Source organism: Paenibacillus sp. W2I17 (assembly GCF_030815985.1).
Lineage (GTDB): Bacteria > Bacillota > Bacilli > Paenibacillales > Paenibacillaceae > Paenibacillus.
Genome location: NZ_JAUSXM010000001.1, coordinates 1,930,492 through 1,951,289, shown reverse-complemented (window position 1 = coordinate 1,951,289; position 20,798 = coordinate 1,930,492). Strand labels below are relative to the sequence as shown.

22 protein-coding genes are annotated in these 20,798 nt (G+C 43.8%); 21 read left to right on the top strand and 1 reads right to left on the bottom strand.

Features of this window, described 5'->3' with window-relative positions; translation table 11 throughout:
* The first annotated feature begins 27 nt into the window (after positions 1 to 27).
* From QF041_RS08360 to QF041_RS08265, 20 genes are all read left to right on the top strand, one after another.
* Complete coding sequence (locus tag QF041_RS08360; protein ID WP_307413499.1) at positions 28 to 525, top strand: GNAT family N-acetyltransferase; 498 nt, start codon at positions 28 to 30, stop codon at positions 523 to 525.
* A gap of 2 nt (positions 526 to 527) precedes the next feature.
* Positions 528 to 1,094 (top strand): GNAT family N-acetyltransferase, encoded by a 567-nt coding sequence (locus QF041_RS08355; RefSeq protein WP_307413498.1) that lies wholly within the window; start codon positions 528 to 530, stop codon positions 1,092 to 1,094.
* 32 nt (positions 1,095 to 1,126) lie between these two features.
* Positions 1,127 to 1,696 (top strand): P-loop NTPase family protein, encoded by a 570-nt coding sequence (locus QF041_RS08350; protein WP_307413496.1) that lies wholly within the window; start codon positions 1,127 to 1,129, stop codon positions 1,694 to 1,696.
* Entirely contained in the window at positions 1,693 to 2,151 is a 459-nt protein-coding gene (locus tag QF041_RS08345) for a GNAT family N-acetyltransferase (RefSeq protein ID WP_307413494.1), read from the top strand. Before QF041_RS08350 ends, QF041_RS08345 begins: the two co-directional genes overlap by 4 nt.
* Before the next feature lie 145 nt (positions 2,152 to 2,296).
* Positions 2,297 to 2,764 (top strand): NUDIX domain-containing protein, encoded by a 468-nt coding sequence (locus tag QF041_RS08340; RefSeq protein WP_307413492.1) that lies wholly within the window; start codon positions 2,297 to 2,299, stop codon positions 2,762 to 2,764.
* A 172-nt stretch (positions 2,765 to 2,936) separates the two neighbouring features.
* Positions 2,937 to 3,470, top strand: coding sequence for a GNAT family N-acetyltransferase (locus tag QF041_RS08335; protein WP_307413490.1), 534 nt, complete (start codon positions 2,937 to 2,939; stop codon positions 3,468 to 3,470).
* Positions 3,467 to 4,102 (top strand): hypothetical protein, encoded by a 636-nt coding sequence (locus QF041_RS08330; RefSeq protein WP_307413488.1) that lies wholly within the window; start codon positions 3,467 to 3,469, stop codon positions 4,100 to 4,102. The genes QF041_RS08335 and QF041_RS08330 overlap by 4 nt, the downstream gene beginning before the upstream one ends.
* A 51-nt stretch (positions 4,103 to 4,153) precedes the next feature.
* Positions 4,154 to 5,140, top strand: a complete 987-nt coding sequence (locus QF041_RS08325; RefSeq protein ID WP_307413486.1) for an alpha/beta fold hydrolase — start codon at positions 4,154 to 4,156, stop codon at positions 5,138 to 5,140.
* A 26-nt stretch (positions 5,141 to 5,166) separates the two neighbouring features.
* On the top strand, positions 5,167 to 5,583 hold the full coding sequence (locus tag QF041_RS08320; protein ID WP_307413484.1) for a hypothetical protein: 417 nt from the start codon (positions 5,167 to 5,169) through the stop codon (positions 5,581 to 5,583).
* Positions 5,584 to 5,790: 207 nt separating this feature from the next.
* Positions 5,791 to 6,978: a glycoside hydrolase family 5 protein gene (locus tag QF041_RS08315; protein WP_307413483.1), complete on the top strand. Its 1,188-nt coding sequence runs from the start codon at positions 5,791 to 5,793 to the stop codon at positions 6,976 to 6,978.
* Positions 6,979 to 7,182: 204 nt separating this feature from the next.
* The gene (locus QF041_RS08310) at positions 7,183 to 7,722 is read left to right on the top strand and encodes a GNAT family N-acetyltransferase (RefSeq protein WP_307413482.1); all 540 of its coding nucleotides are present in this window, start codon (positions 7,183 to 7,185) and stop codon (positions 7,720 to 7,722) included.
* Between the two features lie 166 nt (positions 7,723 to 7,888).
* Positions 7,889 to 8,164 (top strand): hypothetical protein, encoded by a 276-nt coding sequence (locus QF041_RS08305; protein ID WP_091031581.1) that lies wholly within the window; start codon positions 7,889 to 7,891, stop codon positions 8,162 to 8,164.
* Positions 8,165 to 8,181: 17 nt separating this feature from the next.
* Complete coding sequence (locus QF041_RS08300; RefSeq protein ID WP_307413479.1) at positions 8,182 to 8,859, top strand: phosphotransferase; 678 nt, start codon at positions 8,182 to 8,184, stop codon at positions 8,857 to 8,859.
* Positions 8,860 to 9,212: 353 nt separating this feature from the next.
* Positions 9,213 to 10,094 (top strand): AraC family transcriptional regulator, encoded by an 882-nt coding sequence (locus QF041_RS08295; protein ID WP_091031576.1) that lies wholly within the window; start codon positions 9,213 to 9,215, stop codon positions 10,092 to 10,094.
* 22 nt (positions 10,095 to 10,116) lie between these two features.
* Positions 10,117 to 11,388, top strand: a complete 1,272-nt coding sequence (locus QF041_RS08290; protein WP_307413477.1) for an ABC transporter substrate-binding protein — start codon at positions 10,117 to 10,119, stop codon at positions 11,386 to 11,388.
* Between the two features lie 92 nt (positions 11,389 to 11,480).
* A complete protein-coding gene (locus QF041_RS08285) occupies positions 11,481 to 12,386 on the top strand; it encodes a carbohydrate ABC transporter permease (RefSeq protein ID WP_307413476.1) in 906 nt (301 codons plus the stop codon).
* Between the two features lie 5 nt (positions 12,387 to 12,391).
* Positions 12,392 to 13,210 carry a carbohydrate ABC transporter permease gene (locus QF041_RS08280; RefSeq protein WP_373461381.1) on the top strand — a complete coding sequence of 273 codons (819 nt, stop codon included), beginning with the start codon at positions 12,392 to 12,394 and terminating at the stop codon, positions 13,208 to 13,210.
* Between the two features lie 5 nt (positions 13,211 to 13,215).
* Positions 13,216 to 15,771 (top strand): hypothetical protein, encoded by a 2,556-nt coding sequence (locus tag QF041_RS08275; RefSeq protein ID WP_307413472.1) that lies wholly within the window; start codon positions 13,216 to 13,218, stop codon positions 15,769 to 15,771.
* A 35-nt stretch (positions 15,772 to 15,806) separates the two neighbouring features.
* Positions 15,807 to 16,877 carry a beta-galactosidase BglB gene (bglB, locus tag QF041_RS08270; protein ID WP_307413471.1) on the top strand — a complete coding sequence of 357 codons (1,071 nt, stop codon included), beginning with the start codon at positions 15,807 to 15,809 and terminating at the stop codon, positions 16,875 to 16,877.
* A gap of 137 nt (positions 16,878 to 17,014) precedes the next feature.
* Positions 17,015 to 17,515: a DUF1648 domain-containing protein gene (locus tag QF041_RS08265; protein ID WP_307413469.1), complete on the top strand. Its 501-nt coding sequence runs from the start codon at positions 17,015 to 17,017 to the stop codon at positions 17,513 to 17,515.
* A 74-nt stretch (positions 17,516 to 17,589) separates the two neighbouring features.
* On the opposite strand, the gene QF041_RS08260 is transcribed toward QF041_RS08265, so the two are convergent.
* On the bottom strand, positions 17,590 to 19,866 hold the full coding sequence (locus QF041_RS08260) for an FAD-dependent oxidoreductase (protein WP_307413468.1): 2,277 nt from the start codon (positions 19,864 to 19,866) through the stop codon (positions 17,590 to 17,592).
* A gap of 154 nt (positions 19,867 to 20,020) precedes the next feature.
* Here QF041_RS08260 and QF041_RS08255 point away from each other — a divergent pair, with 154 nt between their 5' ends.
* Positions 20,021 to 20,788 (top strand): helix-turn-helix domain-containing protein, encoded by a 768-nt coding sequence (locus QF041_RS08255; protein ID WP_307413466.1) that lies wholly within the window; start codon positions 20,021 to 20,023, stop codon positions 20,786 to 20,788.
* Positions 20,789 to 20,798 lie beyond the last annotated feature (10 nt).

The window sequence follows — 20,798 nt, the reverse complement described above, 5'->3', positions numbered from 1 at the left end:
TATGAAGAATAAGGAGTTGAGAGAAAGATGGAGACAGAACGACTTATATTTCGGAAATATACTAAAAATGATTTTGATTTACTTTTTGAGATGACACGTGAGCCGAATATGATGAAATTTATAAGACATGGAGGACCTTGGACCAAGGAAGAAACCATGCAAAGCCTGGAAAAGTTCATCAACTGGAATAAAGACGATAAAGGGCTGTTCCTCGCATTTAATAAAGAGGATAACAAGTTAATTGGAACCTCCGGACTGATTCCTCAAATCATTGAAGGCAATGATGAGCTTGAAGTTGGTTACTGGGTTATAGAGCAATACTGGGGAATGGGTTACGGATATGAACAAGCAAAAGCGTGGAAAGAATATGGCATCGATCACTTGAAGCAGAAAAGATTAATATCTTTAATTCAACATGGCAATGTGGGTTCTATGAAAGTCGCGCAAAAGAATGGCATGAGACACGAGAAGGACGTAGATATAATTGGGAAAAATGTAGCAGTATACTCGATTGAGGTGAAGTGAATATGAGTCCTTTTCCTGAACTTGAAACCAAAGGACTGCTGTTAAGAGAGATTAAACAGAGTGATTACCAAGACATATTTCATATTTTTTCTTCAGATGAAGTTACAAGATTCTACGATGTAGAAAGTTTTAAGAATACAAAACAAGCAGAAGAACTCATACAAAGATGGACTGAACGATTCGAGAATGGTCAGGTCATCCGCTGGGGAATTGCTTTGAAATCGGACGGTAGAGTTATTGGAACATGCGGATTTCATGGTTGGATGAAACAACATCATAAAGCTGTGATGGGATATGAGTTAGCACCGGAGTTCTGGCGGCAGGGTTACATGACCGAGGTAACTCAGAAAATCGTTGAATATGGATTCAAGAACCTTGAATTAAACAGAATTGAAGCATTTGTAGAGCCAGAGAACGCGGGATCAAGAAAGTTGCTTGAGAAAGTTGGTTTCAGTGAAGAAGGAATATTGAAAGAACATTATTATTGGAAAAATCGATTTGTTGATAATGTTATCTATGCATTTTTGAAGAAAGAATATGAGTCCAACGGATGTAAGCTAACAGACTGATGAACAAAGACGACAGATCGCCAGGAGAATGTATGAGAATACGAATTATTGGATCTTGCGGCAGTGGGAAATCAACATTAGCCAAAGAATTGTCGGATAAATACGGTATTCCTTCCTATGAATTAGACAATCTCATATGGGACAGAAGCGCAGAAAATCTGAGATATCCTGAAAGTGTTAGGGATGACTTGATCCAGTCTATTGTCAGTTCAAAGGCTTGGATTATAGAAGGAGTACAGTGCAAAGATTGGACAATTAAGTCCATCCTTGAAGCGGATTTGATTTTTGTATTAGCTCCAAATGTTTTCATTAGAGATTATCGGATTATAAAAAGGTTTGTATTGTCCAGAGTGGGCTTGCGACCGTGGAATTACAAGCAGTCATTCAAGAACTTATGCAAGATGATTGTGAAATGGAACCATCAATATAATATAGAAGAAGTTATATGTACAATTAACAAAAACCATAAGACTGCAACAATCACGAAGAATAAAAAACAAGTGATACAGTTGATTGAACATCATCTGGAAGTGGTTGTAAGTGAGAGTGAAAAGAACCTTAGAGGTAATCAAAGATTATCGAAAGAGGAGATACAGTGGTGAATATAAAGATACAACCAGTCACACGAGAGAATTGGGAAGAGGCGCTGAAGATCTCTTTGTATGAACACCAATTGTCATTAGTTCCATCTGTTATTGAGGGGATCGCTTACGCCTATATAAAACCGTGGGATGAAGCATTTGATCCTTACGTACTTGAGATTGATGGGAAGGTATTTGGTTTCTTTTATCTAAGTTATACGCCAGATAGTACAGATAATTACTGGATTGGTGGTTTTCAAATCGATCAATCCTATCAAGGCAAAGGAATGGGAAAGCGCGCTATAAGAGCCATTCTAGATTACATTACAAAACAGCATCCGTTGTGCAAGGTTATTTCATTAACGGTTGAACGGAATAATGAAATAGCACAGAATTTGTATAAGAGCATGTCCTTCTTTAGTGAGAACAGAACCAATTTAGATGATGAAGTGATCTACAGGTTGGAAATAAAATGATAGACTCAACATTTCAGAGGGCAAAATATCTTTGTTAACGAATAGCGAGGATTGGTTGCGGTATTCACAACGATTATAGCTTGTTACCACTTCAATGGTTTAACAATTATATATTGAAAGAATAGTTGTTTATGGGAGAGATAACATGAGCCACTGGTTTGATCTAGATGAACTTGATCCAGAGTTAATCAAATTTGCAGTTATGATCGCTAAATACAATAATAAATTCATCATTATAAAAAATAGGAAAAGAGGAGGTTGGGAGATCCCCGGAGGCAACAAAGAAATAGGGGAAACAATTTTACACACGGCAAGTCGAGAACTCTATGAAGAGACAGGGGCAGTACGCTTTGAATTAACACCTTATGGAATATTTGAATGGAATGGGAGCTTTGGTATGGTCTCTTATGCTGAGGTTAAATTGCTGGAGAGCTTACCGGAGTCTGAAATCGATGAAATAAAGCTTGTGGATGTATTACCTGAAGGTATGAACTTCGGAGATATGTTTTATCGTTTCTCAGACAGATGGGATGGACTTGGGAACCATAAGTTTAAGAAATACACTATCGAAATAAATCATTTGAATGAGTTACCAGTAATTAAAATAAGCTGATTTAATAATCTTGAAAGAACAATAGCCGTTCCAATGGATATGTCAAAACTAATTGAAGAGAACAAGGAATACACTTTTTTGTACGATAAAAGGGTCTTTGATAGATACAGACTTCGATCAATAAAGCCATAGGATCTTAGAAATAACATGGGAAGGAGAGATGGCAACGACCATGATAACGTATAGAACGTTGACCCTTGATGATGTGAACCAGCTGCAGGAAATAGATCGCTCGGAACATATTGATCTCATCTATGAAATGAGAGGGAACCGATTGGTTGAGCTTGAACAAAATCATGAGTGCTCAAACTGGGATGAGAAGCTTTTGAAGGAGATTCAACATCGATATGTGTACGAATTAGAACAAGGTGGCATGGCATATGGCGCGTTAGCTGACGATCAATTAATCGGATTTGGTGTGCTGGCACATCAATATAGAGGAAAAGAACGAAATCAATTACAAGTTGACTTGATGTATGTCTCACGTGAGTACAGAAGACAAGGTATTGGAAAACGTATTCTAAACGAGTTAGGTGAAGAGGCTAAGAAACGTGGTGCACAGTATCTGTATATCTCCTCCACAGAGACGAAATCAGCGGTATCCTTTTATAGAAGTCAGGGCAGTCAGATTGCAAGCGAGATTGATCAAGAACTTTATGACAAAGAGCCGAAAGATATACACATGATAAAGGAGCTGGGCCCATGACAACGGTTGGGATACTTGGAACCATTCATAATCCAGAACTCAGGGAGCGATATCATTGTTCCCTTTCCCTTTACAAGGATGTGATTACTGAGTTTAAACCAGATCTCATTTGTGGTGAAGTTCATCCGCAGAGTTGGTTGAGGTACCTGAAGGACAAACATGATAGAGGATACTGGGGAGAACCAGCTAGTGAGTATTGGGAATTGGTCTTCCCTTTATGCGAGGAGCATAACATCCCATTTGTCCCTATTGATTGGTTTGAATTGGATGTGTGGAATGCTTTTGATCCATTCAACGGTTATTCGGGCGTGGAACGCAAAGAACTTGAACAACGGGATGATCATTGGTTTGCAGAGCAAATGGAGACGTATCAGTTTGGCGAGATTCCTTTTAATTCAAAGGAGTTCGATCGTGTAACCAGACAAAAATATGAATGGTTGCATCAGGTAAACGCGAAGGCACAGAACTTTCGCTGGGTGGTCCGCAATCAGATTATGATTCAAAGAGTCAAAAATACAGTTGAAGCTCATCCAGGAAAACGAATCCTCTGTATCGTAGGAGCTGATCACAATTACATCTTCCAAGAAGAGCTGATGATAGAACCCGTTGAATTGTTGTATCCGTTACGATAAAGGAACCGCTGGTAGAATTACAAATGAAACTTATGATTTAAGGAGCGTTACATGCGCAAAAAAATACGTAAAACACTCAAGTACAGCATATTCAGTATTATTTTAATGGTTATAGTAGCTCTGATATTTCCCACATGGACACCGAAAATTAAAGGTGAAAACAGCATCAGCATGTTAGAGCAGGTCGAAATTAACGGTACAGGACATGAAGTCATGATCAGGGGTGTTGATCGGACTAACCCTATCCTGATTTTTGTGCATGGCGGGCCGGGATGCTCAGAGATTCCATACGTAAGGAAGTATCAGAAAGAACTTGAGCAACACTTCACGGTGGTGCATTACGATCAACGTGGGAGTGGGAAGTCCTATCACTTTTTTGAGGATTACTCGAATCTGACAACAGATGTATTAGTAGATGATTTGTTAGCGTTAAGGGATTATGTATCTAAGGAGTTAGGTCAAGAGAAGGTTATATTAATTGGTCATTCATTTGGTACATACATCGGGATGAAAGCTGCGGCTAAAGCACCTACTCAGTTTCACGCTTATATAGGCATTGGACAGATGGCTAATACACTTCAGAGCGAACTGGAAAGTTTGGAGTACACGTACGAGCAAGCGAAACAAGCCAGTAATGCAGAGGATGTTAAAAAACTGGAGCTAATTCGCAGCTCGATCGAGCAAGGAAAGGAACTTACGCCTAGAATTTTGTTGCAAAAGTACGGTGGTGCAGCCAGACTCATCCATAAGAATAGAGATTATATTTCAGGATTCCTTTTTAATCCCGAATATAATGGGTTGGATATGATTCGCTTTTATACAGGGATGTTCAGTTCACAAGACATCTTACTGAAGGAAGCATTTGATCAAAATTTACCCGAAATTGTTGATCATCTGACCACTGCGAATGCAGCACGTGATTATTTTGACGTATTGGATGCACCGATCAAAGACTTCATTGTATTCAACGAGTCAGCGCATTACCCACAGTTTGAGGAGAAAGAAAAATTCGTAAAGTGGTTAAATGAGCTATTTTAATATGCATTGAGAGGAGCAAGATCACATTGTTAAGTGAATTCATTGAGCTTGAAGAAGAGAGTGATGAAAGTTACCGGTGTTACACTCTGCAAAAAACAGTGCAAATATTTAAACATTGCATACAGGATGAGGATTTAAATGACGTGCAAATATATGTGTCCACTAATACACCGTTAGATTGTATTGTTTATAAAATAGAAGACTACATTAAGTGGTTTTCAACTTGTGAGACTGTCTTTCGAGAATATTATGAGAATGAACTTCATGAAAAGGTACATCAGAATTGGTTTAATGAGATTGAAGTCTATCGTGTGGATATCACATTTAACAGTATAGCCGATTACGGCGCAACAATATCTTGCGGAGATCATATTTTGCCCGATCACATCATGATTATTGATTTTGATAGAGAACAAATTCAAGCAATCCATTTAAACGGATAGATGGATTATTTTGTAGTAAATAGTCATAAAAAACAATAAAGATATCGCTTTATTTTCCATAAATGTGTTATTATGTTGGTGTCAGACGGAAAATTCATTTGTTTGATCGATAGGGAGAGGAGGCACGTATTCTCGAATCATTCAATCTGTATGGATAGATTAACTGCACTGCTTGTTAAAAATAATAGAATAAGCGGAGGTATGGTTATGTTCAAAAAATGGAAGAAATTTGGCATCAGCAGCTTGGCACTGGTATTAGTGGCTGCGGTAGCCTTTACGGGATGGAGCGCTAAAGCATCAGCAGCGGACGCTTCGCAAATAGTGTCTGAGATGGGTGCAGGATGGAATCTCGGCAATCAGCTGGAAGCAGCGGTGAACGGTACACCGAATGAGACAGCTTGGGGCAATCCTACGGTAACTCCAGAGTTAATCAAAAAGGTAAAAGCGGCAGGCTTCAAATCCATTCGTATTCCCGTTTCCTATTTGAGTAACATTGGAAGCGCTCCCAATTATACAATCAATGCGGCATGGCTGAATCAAATTCAGCAAGTCGTGGATTATGCGTACAATGAAGGTCTGTATGTGATCATCAATATTCATGGTGATGGGTTTAATTCCGTACAGGGTGGATGGCTACTCGTGAATGGTGGCAATCAGACTGCCATTAAGGAAAAATATAAGAAGGTGTGGCAGCAGATTGCCACCAAGTTTAGCAACTACAATGACCGTCTTATTTTCGAATCCATGAACGAAGTATTCGATGGTACCTATGGCAATCCAAACTCGGCCTATTACGCCAATCTGAACGCATACAATCAAATCTTCGTGGATACGGTTCGTCAGACTGGAGGTAACAACAATGCCAGATGGTTGCTGATTCCAGGCTGGAATACCAATATTGACTACACTGTTGGTAATTATGGCTTTGCTCTTCCGACAGATAATTACAGATCCTCGGCTATTCCTAGTTCGCAGAAGAGAATCATGATCTCGGCACATTATTACTCTCCGTGGGATTTTGCAGGTGAGGAAAACGGTAATATCACACAGTGGGGTGCAACTTCTACGAATCCTGCCAAGAAGTCTACTTGGGGCCAAGAGGATTATCTTGAATCGCAGTTCAAGTCCATGTACGACAAATTTGTGACTCAGGGCTATCCCGTAGTGATTGGTGAGTTCGGTTCCATTGATAAAACGTCCTACGATTCCAGCAACAATGTATATCGTGCTGCTTACGCCAAAGCAGTTACAGCAAAAGCTAAGAAATACAAAATGGTTCCTGTTTATTGGGATAACGGGCATAACGGTCAACATGGATTCGCCTTGTTTAACCGTTCAAACAAAACCGTGACGCAGCAAAATATCATTAATGCCATCATGCAAGGTATGCAATAATTTACTGTCTATCGGCATCCGTGCAAACGGCGTGTTCCTTCAAAAGGGACATGCCGTTTTTTTGTGTTACCCGAGGTGAAGTCGTACAACATTTACCAATGAATTTTACATAAGCCACATACAGAATTCATTAAATCCCACAATAGCTTTTATATACTTAATTTGCTTGATATAGCGAACTAAAAGGACTAGGTGGTAGACAGAATGTTAAAAAAACGTGATTTGCAGGAATGCCTTTCACTGTACAGCTTAATGATGGACCCCGCAGTTTCTCCTTACGTTCGTTATGCATGCCAATCGTATGAAGAATATCTATTCCTGACCAAACAATTGATGGTCGAAGAAGAGCAAAAGACAGTGATTTCCCGAACGATTTTGAATGAAACAGGGCAGCCTATTGGAACCATTGATCTATATCATATTGAGCATCAAACCGGTTTTTTAGCCACTTGGATTGGATCACCTTTTTTTGGAAATGGGTATAGCCAAAGAGCCAAATCAGCCTTTTTTGTTGAATTGTTTCTGGAACATGGGATTGAAACGGTATTTATGAAGATACGCAAGCAGAATATAAGATCCAGAAAAGCGGTACAAAAACTGCCTTATGTGAAATTAGCCAATGATGTGTATCCAGATGTATATCAACGGATTAATATGAATGAACAGATGTATGATCTGTATTATGTTGAACGGTCAGCCTTTTTCGAAAATAGTATGGATCTGCACCAAGTGGTAGCTACGTAACTTATTCAGAGAGCGTCAACAGCGGCGTCAGTAATGACGCCGCTATTTGATATGATGATATAGGAACGGACTGTTAATATAACATGCAGGAATATAGACTAGAGAATCGAAAGACATTAAGTAGATAACCTCATAAAAAGTGGACGCTTAATCAAGGAGGCATGAAATGAATAATATTAACAAGATTTTGGGTGTAGTCCTCATGCTTGGCAGTGTGTTTATTTCAACGATGGAGAGAATTTCAATCCGAGTATCTGTCGCTATAGTAGAAGCAGGATATGCGTCAGGAGGGACGAACGTACCCCAGTTTGCTCAGACGAACGAGCATCCAACAGGTTTACTCGTATACTTCATGTTTTTTGTTGGATTCATACTATTGGTCGCGGGATTCCCGGGGAGTTATAAGAAAAATCGTAATCATGGGCATAGCAAGGAAGTTTAGCTTGAGGAGGGGTGAAAGTGGCCAAACAGGAGGAAGTGTTATCGGGAGGTAATGTGAATCAGGTCATCAGAATAGGCGAGACGGTTCGCCGGCATGCGAAACCAAATCCATATGTGATTGAATTGCTTTTACATCTCGAAAAAGTTGGTTATGATCATGCCCCTCGATTTCTGGGAATAGATGAACAGGGGCGAGAAGTACTTTCTTACCTTGAAGGCATCGTTCCAGGCAATGACTACCCTGATCTAGAAGAGTATATGTGGTCAGACGAATCTTTGATTGAAGTCGCTAAACTGTTGAGAAGTTACCATGATGCGACCGTTGGATTTACAACAACATCAGTATCAACGAACAAATATCCAGGCATAACTGAAGATGAAGTTGTATGTCATAACGATTTTGCGCCGTATAATGTGGTGTTCAAGGATGGCCGTCCTCAAGGCATTATTGATTTTGATATGGCGGGTCCGGGTCCGCGAATGTGGGATATCGCCTATGTCTTGTATACATCCGTTCCACTCGCAGATTTTTCACCAGAGATGGACGGAAAGGGTGTAATGCCATACGCCAGCCAGGCGCACGGAACTATTCGGAAAGAACGGATTGCCTTATTCATGGCTACGTACGGGCTGAGTGTTCCAGCAGATTTGAAGGATTGGTCATATCCCGTATCCGTTTCATGTGTAAAACACTGACTGATCGTGCGGCTGATGGAGATGTCGCTTTTATGAAGATGGTCGAAGAGGGTCATCTGGCCCACTATGAGAAAGAAGTCATTTTTCTTGAAAACCATTGGGATGAATGGGTTTGAAAGGTAATGCTAATGGACCGCGTGATAGCCTAAGGGCTGGACAGCGGTTTTTTTGTTTCCATCTTTCGAATCCCTATGAATTCCTTTCTATTCATTTTCAACAATTGTGATCAACAATACAGCAATATAGTTCAGATTAGATCGAAATAACTGTGATACAATTCATTGTAAAGCGCTATCATTGTAAATTATTAAACTATATTGCTTTTTATATTCTGGGAAGGGAGATCTTTACTGATGCTAACCATACACACCCCGACGAATATTGCTTTGCAGGAAAATGAAGTTTATGTGCGATCAGAAGCAGATAATTTTCAGGATGAATGGCCTGTTCATACGCATAATGGGTATGAGATACATTATTTTATTCAAGGAGATGCAACCTTTTTAATCGGTGACCGAATATATAAGCCGCTGCCTGGAGATATGTTTATATTCAGAGGCGGTGTGCCCCACCGAATCAATCCTTCAAGAGAAATCGTGTACAAGCGAAGTTTCGTCAATTTCACGGAATTATTGCTTTTGGACATGCTTGCTGTCAGTCAGTTGGAGAATCTGATGTCCATATTCCGTCATCCCAATGGGTTATTGGTGCATTGGCCTCCGGAGGAGCGTGAGCATATCACAGCTATATTTAAGGGAATCAAGGAGGAGATGGGGGCAGGGAATACAGGGTACAAAACAATGGTGAAATTAAGTCTTACCCAATTGCTACTGCGGATTTACCGGAAAACGACCAGTGAGCAATCCGCCAATCCTATCTTATGTTCTTCCCAGAAGCAGACAAGCGTAAGCCGGGTTCTTCATTATTTAAACCAGAACTATACGGAGAATGTTTCGTTGGATGAACTGTCCAAAACACTCCATTTGAATAAGTACTACATTTGTCATTCTTTCAAAGAGACGACGGGATATACCATAAGCAATTATGTTATACGGAAAAGAGTTGCAGAGGCCAAAAAATTGTTGCTGTCTACGGATGCACCGATTTTGTCCATATCTGAGACGCTAGGTTTTAACACACCTGTATATTTTAGCAGGGCCTTTAAACAATATGTGGGCGTATCACCACAGTTATTCCGTAAAAGTGAATTGCTCAACGAAGCCAAAATTCATTAGACCCTTCCAAGGAGATGTTGATATGACAAAAAGAACAACGTTTAAGCTCATCACTAGCATGGTATTGGTCATGTTACTCATCGTATTGACTGCTTGCGGAAATTCAGGTACCAATGCTAATCCAAAACAAACAACCCTGGATTTCCTGTGGTTCTCTGACGGAAAAGAAGGAGAAGTCATCAAGGAAATTATTAAAGAGTATGAGCAGACCAATACCAAGGTTAAAATCAACCTGATTGAAGTTGGCTTCAAGGATATCCAAACCAAATTAAAAACAATGTTATCCGGTGGAAAGCCACCTGCCCTGAGCCGGGTCACGGATACCGGATCATTTGCTAATCAAGCGGTTGATCTGACACCTTACGTGGACAATGCGGACCAATTCAAGGATCAATTTATTGACTCACTTAAACCTTATTATGTTATTAATGACAAGCTGGTAGCGGCGCCTATGGATGTTACAGCGAATGGGCTTATTTATAACAAAACCTTATTTGATAAAGCGGGCGTCAAAGTACCGACATCTCCTGACCAGGTATGGACGTGGGATGAATACACAGCTGCGTTAAAAGAGGTTATGGATAAAGGCGGAGCACGTTATGGCATGGTATGGGATGTCACACCGCATAGATGGTCCACTCTTTTGTATCAGAATGGCGGAAGCATCTTAACAGAGGATGGCACTGCAGCAGCGATTAACAGTGAAGCCGGAATCCGTAGCATGGAGCAGTTCAAGCTGCTTCATCAAGAAGGGATCATGCCCGAATCCGTATGGCTCGGAGGGGAAAATCCGAACAACCTGTTCCGTTCCGGGACGGTGGCTACCCACTGGGCTGGCAACTGGATGATCAGCAATTACAAGGATATCACCGATTTTGAATGGGGAGTCACCTACATGCCAAAAGGAACACAACGTTCTTCAGTACCCGGCGGGAAGTTTCTGATGGCTTTCAAAGGCAGTGGATATGAGCAGGAGGCGGCAGAATTTATTGAATACTTAACGTCCAAAGAAGTGAATTCAAAATATAATCAGGAGTCATTGTTTATGAGTCCACGGAAGGATAGCGCTGTCCTGAATTATGAATTTGGCAAGGAGATGTTTGAAATTTTCGCGGATGAACTGAAGAACAGTTCGCCTCTTGCAGCTAATGACTGGTCCAGACAGACAATTATATCCAAAATTACAACGGACCTGAAAAATAATATTGTTGAGGTTCTATCCGATAAGGCAACTCCGCAGGAGGCTTTGGATCGAACAGCCAAGTTGATTAACGAGGCTATTGGCAGTCAATAAACGTAAAGTCATTTGATTAATTCGCATAACGGAGGCTTATCGATACCTGTAAAGCCTCCCTTTCGAATAACGCATAAGGAAGGGGCAAGCAGATGAGTGAAGGACAACGATTAAACAGAAATACGCTGGCAAAACAGAACAGGAAGCTCGTTATTGCTCCTTATCTGTTTATACTTCCCAACCTCCTGATCTTTGGAACTTTTATCGTATTTCCCTCTTTATTGGGCCTCTATTATTCCTTCCATGTCTATGATGGATTGAACCCAATGAAGTTCAACGGGCTGGACAATTATATCAAAATTATAGGAGATCGGGAATTTTGGTCGACCATCGGACGAACGGGGATTTATGCAGCGATTGTTGTCCCGCTAATATATGCAGCAGCGTTAGGCATTGCTTTGCTGCTTGCGCGCGAGATTAGAATGCGCGGGTTCTTCAGGGCCGTATTTTACTGGCCGACCATGATTTCTTACATTATCGTAGGATTGACCTGGAAGTGGATTTTCGGAGATTCATTTGGCATTTTGAATCATCTGCTAACCGTGGTTGGTGTGGAACCCGTCGGCTTTTTAACCTCTTCCTTTTGGGCTAATACGGCTGTAATCATCGCGACAGTATGGTCACGTGCAGGCTTTTTCATGGTCATTTTTATCGCGGGTTTGCAGGCTATACCTACGGATTATTATGAGGCTGCCCGCTTGGACGGGGCAACGGGAATCAAGGTGTTTCGTTATATCACACTCCCGCTTTTGAAGCCAACAAGCTTGCTTGTTGTGATGCTGACTCTGATTGACGCGTTCAAAGCATTCCCACTTATGTTTGCGCTTACAGGTGGTGGGCCGGGCAAAGATACCACCTATATTGTTCAATATATTTATGAGATTGGCTTTAACAGACAGGAGCTCGGTCTGGCCAGTGCCATGTCGGTGATGCTGTTTATCCTTATCGGTGGATTCTCGGCTCTGCAATTCCGTCTATCGAAAGGAGGGGCTACGTAATGGTAATGAAGCCTATGGTCAAAGTCGTCATCTACAGTATGTTAAGTATTGCTGCAGTGGTGTGGCTCCTGCCTGTCCTGTGGGTCGTGATTTCTTCTCTGAAGACGAATAGCGATCTGTACAGCTTCCCTCCCAAGTTGTGGCCGCAGCCCGTCACCTTCGAGCATTTCAAGGAGGCATTCAGTAAAGGTGACTTTGGCTTATATTTTATGAATAGTACGATCGTAACCGTGTCCTCAACGGTGCTACTGTTATTGATTAATTCCATGGCAGGTTTTGCACTCGCGAAGTACCGCTTCCGCGGAAGCACGATCATATTAATCGGTTTTGTCTCAACACTCATGATTCCGATTGAGGTAATCATGATTCCTATATTCAAAGTGCTGAGTGCTCTGGGGTTGTATAATAGCCTGCTCGCGATTATTATCCCGCCAGCAGCAACCCCAACAGGTGTGTTCCTTATGCGGCAGTATTTGTTGAGCGTACCGGATGAGCTGTTGGAAGCTGCCCGGATGGATGGAGCGGGCGAATGGAAAATTTACTGGAGCATTATTCTTCCGATAGCGAAGCCAATTCTTGCGGTGCTCGCAATCTTCTCCTTCATGTGGAGATGGGATGATTTTGTATGGCCGTTAATTGCGATTAGTGATCCATCGAAATATACCATCCAGCTTGCGCTCTCTAATTTTATTGGTGAATACAACGTAGATTGGGGAAGTTTGCTTGCGATGTCCGTCATCACGATGCTTCCGGTACTTATTGTTTTTATGGTTTTCCAACGGTATTTTGTCAGCGGTATGATTACTTCAGGAATGAAAGGATGAGTTGAATGTCAGATACCACCCGGAGTGGGATGGATACCTTGAATTATAAACCTATGAAATTAGGTCACAATCAGGTCATTAATCATTGGATGATCAGCGGCATATATACAAAGCCTGTTGCCTTTGTTCCAACAACGATGGAGGGAGATATTAATGATTGGCTAATCGACGGTTTTGCCATTCATGAGAATCCATGCAGAAAGGAATTTGTAGAACATAGGAGAACGCAGCCTGTGAACCGATTTTTTGATCAATGGAGCGAGTTTCCTAGCCCGGGAGACGACTTCGTTGGAGAAGAGAACGGAATGCCTTGGGCACTGTATTCACCTTGGAATAATCCACGGGTGGAGCAATCAGGATTTTGGTTTGTACCGACACATCTGCGCAGTTACGCGGCGACAAGACTCATTTCTCCGACTGCTCATACCGCCTCTTTGCGGATTAAGACCTATGGCAGTCTGACGTTGTGGGTGAATGGGGAAATGGTAACGGACTTTGCACCACTCACGCGTAACAAGGAGCAGGAAGTCGTTATTAAAGCTGAACTAGTAGCTGGAATCAATGAGATCTATGCCTGCTGGGAGGATCTGGCTGAGCGGGATACGATGTATGCTTTTGCGGTGGAATATCTGGGAGACGAGGAATTGGTGATTTCCCTGCCTATTGCTCCTCATTTGTCGGAGTCTGTAAAATCCGCAGAGGAAGCCCTCGAACAGGCTCATTTTCCTTCAGATCTCTTCAGAGGTGAGCAGATTAAGCTTAAGCTGCCGCTTCCCTTGCCGGATATCGTTAGAGAGGTTGATATTCAGTATGGCAATTTTTTTGATGGCACCGAAACTAAGACGATACACATAGCCGAAAAGGAAACGGACCTGGTCCTGGCACATACGAATCAACTCGGTCATCATTACGTATACTTCACGCTGGCTATTTCAGTTTCAAACGTTGTACTAACCAAGAAGTTCGGCTGCCAATCCTATGATACCAGCTATGATGAGGCTGCTCAGCAAGCTGCGGATATTGAAGCCCGCAAATCCCTGGCTCTGCAATGCATTGCCGAGAAGGGCAGTCCCAATATTCATAAGGCCATCGCCATGATCAAAACAGGAGGCAATCTGCAAGAAGCGGAGAACATTTTGCTTGATGGTTTGGAAGGGATTGAGCAACGGAAGGATTGCAGTGACTTCTATCTGGTGGGACTGTTCCGTCTTTGGAGAGATGAACGAAATAGTGGTCTGTTCAGTGAGTCGTTCTGGGATCGGGTAAAAGCAAGCATTCTGGGCTATCGATATTGGATTGATGAACCTGGCGATGATGTGATGTGGTTCTTCAGTGAGAACCATGCCTTGTTGTTCCATACCAATGAACTGTTAGCCGGACAGCTGTTTGGGGATGAAACGTTCAGCAACAGTGGTGAATCCGGTGAAGTACACCGTCAAAAAGCAGAGCAGAGGCTTGCATTATGGTTTGAGCGCTTTTTGGATGAAGGATTGGCAGAATGGAATTCAAGTGCATACATTCCGATTGATGCGGTTGGGTTGTTGCATATCTATGAATTTGCCCATAATGAACAGCTCAGGCAGCAAGCCAAAAAGGCAATGGACCTGTTATTTTATTATATTACCGTTCAGATGCATCAAGGAGTCTTGTCTACAACGTTTGGGCGCAGCTATGAGAAGGAACTGCTGGGTAGTTATGCAGCGGGAACCACTTCAATGTGCTGGATCGCTTATGGCGTTGGTCATGTAAACAATTATTCAATAAGCAATGTTGCCTTGAGTTTATCGGATTACAGTCCTCCAGCAGCATATCAGGAGCATCTGTTGCTTGGGGACAATCAGCAATTGGTGTTCGCCAATCAGCAGGGCAAGGGAGGTTACGCCAAGCTCTATCATTGTCGGACCAAGGAATATTCCTTATCCTCAATCATTCGGTTCCGCCCAGGCAAGCCAGGTTATCAGGAGCATGTCCAGCATTTATCGCTATCACCTGAGGCGCTGATCTGGGTGAATCATCCGGCAGAAATATACAAGCATGGGGATGGTCGACCTTGCTTCTGGGCTGGGAATGGGATATTGCCCGATGTTGTTCAGCATGAGGGGATCGCTTTGATGATGTTTGATGTTCCTGCGGATAACAACTCTGACTGGACACATGCTTATTTTCCTACTCACTCCTTCACGGAATGGGTAAGGCATGAGAACTGGCATTTTGCCCGTTTGGATAAGGGGTATGCGGCCATATATGCGGCTAACGGGACGAGTATGGAGAGCAACGGGGTGACGAGAGAGCGTGAGCTTATTTCCCCTGGCTTACGTAACGCCTGGATTATAAGAGCAGGAAGCGAACAGCAATTCGGGTCGTTTGACGCTTTTATAAACCAAGTTCGTTCTGCAAGCCCGCAATTCGATAGTCAAGCTTTAACTCTCACTCTAACAGACCCGGTATATGGTCCAATTCGATGGGGAATGAACAAGCCTTTTCATATTCAAGAAGAGGAAATCGTACATGACGGTCATGGAGTGAAGGGACAACTGAAGTTACTGGACATCGAGCGCTGAATCGTGTGCAAGAAACCAAGGGAGTGATAACCAACATGCCGAATCAAATGGTGTTGCAGGAGAGAATAAGCAAGGTATCCCAAGCGATGGAGTCTATGAAAAACACAAGCATCAATGAACAGTTTCCCATCGGACTAATCGACATACATCTATGGGAATGGCCGCAAGGTGTCGGTCTATACGGCTTACTTCAGCTCCATGAGGCAACGAAAGATCCTAAAGTGCTGGAATTTCTGGAATCATGGTACAATGCAAGGATGATGGAAGGATTACCAGAAAAAAATGTGAACACCTGTGCTCCGCTTCTTACTTTGATCTCACTATGCGAGCTGACCGGAAACAGGGAGTACGAACGGGTCTGTGAGGAGTGGAGCAGTTGGATCATGGATGGACTGCTGCGTACCGGAGATGGTGCGTTTCAACATATGATCACGGGAGACGCCAATGATGGTCAAATTTTGATTGATACCCTGTTTATGACGGTGCTATTTTTGGCCAAGGCAGGGGTCTACTTCAAGAAACCCGACATGGTGGAAGAAGCCAAACGACAGTTCCTTGTGCATATCAAATATCTATATAACAAGGAAACCGGTTTGTTCTATCATGGCTGGGATTTCAATGGAAATCATAACTATGGTGCTGTTCATTGGGGAAGGGGCAATGCATGGTATACGGCGGGAGTTATGGATTTTCTGAATATCATTCCGATCGAAGACGGGCTGAAGGCCTATCTGCTGGATACAGCAACCGCTCAAGTCAGAGCACTGAGCAAGCTTCAGGGTGAGGATGGCATGTGGCACACTGTTCTGGATGATCCCACCTCTTACAAAGAAACCTCGGCAACAGCAGCGATTGGATACGGCATTCTCAAGGGAATCCGGTATAGATACCTGGATGAATCCTATCGCCAGAATGGCTTGAGGGCGCTTGAAGCAGTGTTGAAACAAATTGATGATCACGGAGTTGTACAGCAGGTGTCCTATGGTACTCCTGTGGGGCAGGATGCTCAGTTTTATAAAGATATAGCGATCAGTCCGATGGGATATGGACAAGCACTTACGTTGTTTATTCTGATTGAGGGCTTGCGGGTCCCAACCGCCGAATAGAAGAAGTCGGACTTGTACGGAGGATGGGGGATACAGTTTCCTGTATCCTCCTTTTGGTTTGAAAGGGCACCTATTTTGTTCTATACTCCTTTGAAGTGCCTCTACTAAATAGATTATTGAAGGAGTAGTGAACAAAATTGGAGCTCAAAGAACGTCCAAAGATAGCAATCAAGAAAACGAGAGTAGAAATAGTGTTAGACATCACGACATTTATGTTGTTTTTTATCTTTACGTTATACTTCACCCAGCAATGGATGACATTACCGAATGAGTTGCCGATACATTTTAATATGAAAGGAGAACCGGATGGGTGGGGGGGAAAGTGGGTCGTTTGGATACCATTAATAATCGGACTTATATTATGGATTGGTCTATCGATTCTTGAAAAATACCCACATACATATAATTACTTGAACTTAAATTTAGACAACGCAGAGAGACAATATACAAATGCTCGTATCATGGTTAATGTAATGAAGGCTGAAATAACACTGTTTTTCATGTATATAAGTTGGATGATCCTTGGTTTTTCCAGTGAAAAAGAGGCTAACAACGGTTGGTTGCCCATTGTTATATTCATTATCGTTTTATTTGGTTCAATTGCATTTTTTATATACAGATCATTTAAGTTGAAATAGACCTCTTTAAAGGCATTGGAATAACCTCTAGAATTCATGAGAAATCCCAGGGGTTATTCCAATGTGTTTTGCGTTTAGCTTTTGCCTGTCAACCTTGGCTCCCCATAGGCCCGAATCTCGATTAACTCCGCGTACTTGCTTCCATTGGTGGCATCCATGTTCACTCTAAGCACCTGTGAATACACAGGTGTATCCAGGGTATGAATGACTTTTCTTTTGCGGTTTTCCGTTACATGTACAATCTCGATCCATTCCCCAGACCGACTTAATACCTCCACCCGATAATCACGCACAAGTTCAGGCATCACACGGAATGCAGTCTGATGGTGATGTAAATTAACCAGATCCTCGTTCACATCATCATTAAACGTCAAGTGCAATTCAGCCAAGGTTTGTGGTTCTTCCCATGTCAGTTGTACCCATTCCGGCTTGCCAGACTGCATCGGCTGTGACATCCACTGTTGCGGCCCACCATAAGGTCGATGGTAACCGTTGATCGTGTTGTCCGCTGAATAGGCCGTGGTCTCAGAGAGGGTACGACAGCAGAAGGGCTGACGCGCCAACCCTTGCATGGACCATAATACGACAGGCTGATCCGTGGCATGATCCTCCAGATTTTTGGACACGTGGTTTTCTTCTGTTTTGAAGAAGATCAGCACGCCGCTGTGTGCCTCCGTCGAATGGTAGAGTGAGACGGCTTTATTGGCACGGATGATAATAAAAGCATTCTGCGGTTCTTCCGGTCGCCATTCGAGCGGAAGCTTCACCCACTGCGCAGTTCCTGTTGTAACGTTAACAGTCGCCGTAACTTGTAACGAATGCGGGACGTAGTTCTCCTTACGCCCCGTATCCCACAGCTCTACCGTCAGCGCGGTATCGCTGGATGCATCCAGCAGCAGCTCCAGGCCGCTAAGCATTGGATGCACGGGCAGCAGCAGGGCAACATCCGTACCCAGCGGGTACGTCTCGCCAGGCTGCTCAAGGGCGATGCCGGCCAGCGTGCTGGAGGCTGTAACCTGGGCACGCCGGGCCAGATCCAGCTCATCGTGGCTGCGCACCCCGATGATGGAAGCGTCCTGCCGCAGCAATGTCTGCTGCAGGACCGCCAGATGCCTCGCGTGCAGCTCGCGCGGCGACACCCCCATGGCCGCGCAGAGCGCCGCGCCCGTACCCGCGGCTTCGCCGATGACCGCGCATGTTGCCATGACGCGGGTTGTGCCGAAGGCGACATGTGATGCACTGATGTCGCGCCCGGCCATGAGCATATTCCGCACATTCGCGGAATACAACGAGCGGAACGGCACGTGATATACGCCATCGGCATGCATATGCTTCGAGCCACTCGCTTCGGCATACATGCCCTGCGGGGGATGCAGGTCAATGGACCAGCCGCCAAAGGCAACGGCATCCGGGAACTCCCGCTGGCTGATAATATCGTTCTGGGTGAGCACATAGTCACCCGTGAAGCGGCGGTACTCCCTTTTGCCAGGCAGAGAACCAATCCACTCCAGCGTCATCTGGTCAGCTTCGAACTTGCCGGAGTTCTTGATATAGTCCCAGATCCCGTAAATCACGGACCACAGTTCATCACGGATCAGCTCATTGTCATGAACGGTGTCATGTTCACCGCCCCATTCAATCCACCAGTAATGACAACCGGAATCCCCGCTGCGAATGACCCGGCGAATCGGAATGCTGGTCTGTGTGATATCCTTGGCAAAAGAAGGCGGGATATAACGGACAGGCGCACCAGTATCCTTGGTATAGAAGAGAAGTGTACTGCCCAGCGTGATCTGATCAGCCACCTCTGGTGCCCACTCTTCGCCATATTTGCTGCGGGCTTCCCGCCCGAGTGCAAACTTGGCTCCAGCCAGAAAGCCGACCAATCCATCACCCGTACAGTCCAGATAGATCTGACTCTCGAATCGGATTTTGCGCTCAGAACCCATCATCCATCCGGTAACGGAGGTGATCATGCGTTCATCTCCATCCCCAGTGGCCTCGACTTCATGTACATCCGTGTTCAGGTACAGGCTGATGTTGGATTCAGCTCGAACGGCTTCCAGAATGATCAAGTCCCAGAGATAGGGATTGCCCTCTGGATTACGATACTGATTCTCTACAAACAGTTCCCCCATGATGCCCGTCTCACGGGCATAGCGGTTAATCCCGTGGGCGGTAGCGCCGCAGACCCACACACGTACTTCACTGCTGGAATTGCCACCGAGTACAGGACGATTCTGCACCAGAGCGACCTGTTGGCCCAGCCGGGCAGCAGATATGGCAGCGCATACGCCAGCAAGCCCGCCCCCGATGACGGTGATATCCGGTTTAACGAGTTCGTGCTTCATATGAACACCTCTCTCATTGAATATGGATGAGCCTAAGCTCAGATTTCATATTTTTCATATCTATAATTTCATATTAGTTCTATATATTTACTTTTCAAATACACTATATTATCATCGAGCATATACTTTATTTCACAACAAGGGCAGGTGTGTCATGGACCTCCTTAATCACATCTACTGGAAGAAGAAAGCTGAATTTGCTCTGGCAGAAGATATCTACGACGCTTGGGTGGTCTTTGCCGTTGAAGAGGGCGTATTTCGTTACGAGATTGATGGGCAGACCGGAGAGGCGGGTTTTGCTGATCTGGTATTATGTCCGCCCCACGTTCCTTTTCGCAGAGAGACGGTAACCCCGCTGACGTTTCACTATATGCTGTTCCGTTGTAACTCCGCAGAGGGTGAGAGTCTCCTGCCGCCAATCGGGAGATCCCTCATTAATGATACGAAGCGTCTGGCTTCAACATATGCCTACCTGCGTCTGGCGAGTGAGGACAACGATGAGGCTACAACAGGATGGAAAACTCATCTGATGTTGGATTTGTGGCGGCTATATCAATGGGAGCGCAGACAGAGCAGGCTAATGGAAACGAAGTTCACGGAGGATGCCCTCATGGCTGAAGCGGCAGTATTGTTGGAGGAGTGGGCTGGAGAGGCGGTCAGTCTCCGAATGTTGGCTGAACATTTGGCTTTAAGTCCAGTCCAGCTCACCCGAAGGTTCCGGGAGGCCTTTCAAGAGACACCATCTGATTATCTGAAAGCGATTCGTCTCAAAAAAGCAAAAGCCTTGCTGGCAGATAGCCGTCTGACCCTTACGCAGATAGCCGAGAGATGTGGATATGAGAACGGATTTTATCTGAGCCGTGTATTTTCGTCCACCATAGGAATCAGTCCCTCGGAGTATCGGAAACGACATCAAGTATGAGGTAAGGGTG